At 57.2% G+C, this 2602-nt stretch carries 2 protein-coding genes; both read right to left on the bottom strand.

The genetic code is table 11. The annotated features are described in order from the left end of the window. Positions 1-78 precede the first annotated feature (78 nt). On the bottom strand, positions 79-1869 hold the full coding sequence (locus tag A3754_RS21390) for a M61 family metallopeptidase (protein WP_063521282.1): 1791 nt from the start codon (positions 1867-1869) through the stop codon (positions 79-81). Between the two features lie 100 nt (positions 1870-1969). Further along, positions 1970-2602: hypothetical protein (locus tag A3754_RS21385; protein WP_369817639.1), on the bottom strand; the 633-nt coding region annotated here is incomplete at its 5' end.

Below are 2602 nucleotides of genomic sequence, written 5' to 3'. Positions count from 1 at the left end.
GGTATCGGTCNTTTAATTGCCATTGGGCAGGAGTGCTTTTCAAGTCACTCCTGCGGATAACAAACGGATTTCGTGCCGCTATTTTGCGTGCAGCCACGCACGGCCTTTTTCTGTCAGCCCACCTTTGGCGATAGTCAGGAATGCAGTGCTGGCTTCGGTGGCTTCCACCTTGACCTTGAACCGCATCAACTCATCACGCCGGAAAGCATGAATCTCCATGACCTCGCCGGGCAGGAAACCCGACAGCAGATTATCAATATTGCCGGTGGTGGCCTGCAGGCCATCCACGGCGATAATCACATCACCAGCGGATAGCCCCGCCGCCATGGCGGCCCCTTGCTCAAACGCCACCGCGATTTTCGCCCCCATGGTATCCGGCACCAACCTGGCGCCCAGATGGGGAATGCCATCCTTGCCTGCTTTGCCGCCGTTATCCCCGTGGCCGGCAGCACTACGCCAGTGCAATTCCACCCCACGTTCTGCCAACAATTCAGCCAGCGGCAAATCCTCTGTGCTGTACAGGGCCTGGTTGAAAAAATCGCTCATATCGCAACCGGCGATTTCTTCTGCCAGCGGCTGAATACCCTGCTCCGGCACGCCCTCACCGGTCTGCCCGTAGCGCTGCCACAGCACTCGCATCAGGTCATCCAGAGTCTTTGCCTCACCGGTCAGGTTACGCAGTGTCAAATCCAGCGCCAGCGCCACCAGTGAGCCCTTGGTGTAGTAGCTGACAATGGCATTAGGCGCATTTTCATCCTGTTTGTAGAAGCGGGTCCAGGCATCAAAGCTGGATTCCGTCACCGTTTGTTTATGGCGACCCTGCCCCCGGTACACCCGCGTGAGCGTTTGCCCAAGCAGCTCCAGGTAACTCTGCGGCGCAATCAGCCCTGTGCGGGTGAGGGAGAGATCGTCGTAATAACTGGTGATCCCTTCAAACGCCCACAGCAATTCGGTATGCACTTCCTGTGACAGATCAAAAGGGGTGAACGCAGCGGGCTTGATGCGCTTCACGTTCCAGGTATGAAAATACTCATGGCTGCACAGCCCCAGATAGGAACGATAGCCGTCGTGAACCTTGCCAGGCTCATCGCTGCGCCGAGGCAAATCATCGCGGGGGCACATCAGGCTGGTGGAATTACGGTGCTCCAGTCCGCCATAACCATTGCCGGTGACCAGCGTCATGAAAACATAGCGATCCATGGGCGCCGGCTCGCCAAACATGCGGATATGGTGTTCACAAATCGGTTTCAGATCCCGACAGAGTCGCGCCATATCGGCTTTATGACGCCCAGCCAACACCACCCAGTGCGGCACACCACAGGCTTCGAACTGGGCATACTCAAACGGCCCCATTTCCACCGGGTGGTCGATCAGATCATCGTAGTTGTCCGCCAGGAACATACCGAAACCCAACTCCGAGCCGGACTCACGTGCCAGGCCGGTCGCCACTTGCCAGCCGTTATAGGCATGCCCTTGCGGGGGCTCTATGGCAACGTGACAGGGTTGATCTTCATGGCCCATGGCGGCCAGGAACACGCAGCTGCCGTTAAAATAACCGTGGGTGGTGTCCAGGTGCGCGCCACGCACGGACAAATCCCAGGCATAAACGTGATAGTGCAGTTGTACCGGGCCATCACAGGGGGGCACCTGCCAGGTTTGCTTGTCCCGTTTGGCCACAGGCAAGGTTTCACCATGGCTACTGGCTTCCACATGCACAATATGGCGCGCGAAATCGCGAATCATATAACTGCCAGGAATCCAGGCGGGCAAGCTGAACGCCTGCCCCTCCGGGGTCGGGTCCGCCACCGTCAGGGTTACTTCAAACAGGTGCGCCTCGGGGCGCAGCGGGCGAATCCGGTATTCGATCATGGTGACTCCTGAAAGGTGTGTCGCGTTCATTCAATCGGGATTTAGCATCACAAACAAAACCGGGAGCCCAAGGCTCCCGGTAAACGGCGCAGGCCAGAGATTAAATCATGTCATCCTTGGCCATACGGTCCACAACAGCATCGGCCACACCGCTGGTCCCTGCCTGCAGGTCACTGGGGTTTACCGTGGTGGATTTGGCTCTCCATAGTAGCCCTTCCGGCTGAAGCCGGTACAGATTGGACTCCAGGAAGTACTTCTTGTCATTGCTGAAATAACCAGGCTCGTAGGTAGCATTTTGGCGCACGTAATAGGTCTGGCCCATGGCACCGGACACCGCGATATCCGGGGCAAAATTGGTGCCACCCTGGGTGTAGTGCATTTCTTCCTTGATATCGATAACACTGATTACCAGTGCCGCTTCGTAACCTTTCGAGGCGATATCGGCAGCCATTTGTTTGCGGGTTTTCCCTTCACTGTACTGGTCACCCAATACCGGGGCGGATGCTGTTGCTTCCACGCCCTGCGCTTTCAAAGCCGCCACAACATTGGATTCCAGCGAATCGCGGGCCTGGGTGTCATTGACCACCGCCACCACTAGCACTTTGTTGACATGCTCACCGGCCTGGTGATCCTTGGCGCGGGCGGAACTGCTGACCATGGTGTTATGGGCCGTACAGGCAGTCGCCAGCAGGGCTACCACGAAAACCATCAGGAGACCTTTTATTCTTGCTAT

This window comes from Alcanivorax sp. HI0083, assembly GCF_001635175.1.
The sequence above is the reverse complement of the archived record's forward strand: the minus strand, read 5'-3'. Positions and strand labels throughout refer to the sequence as shown.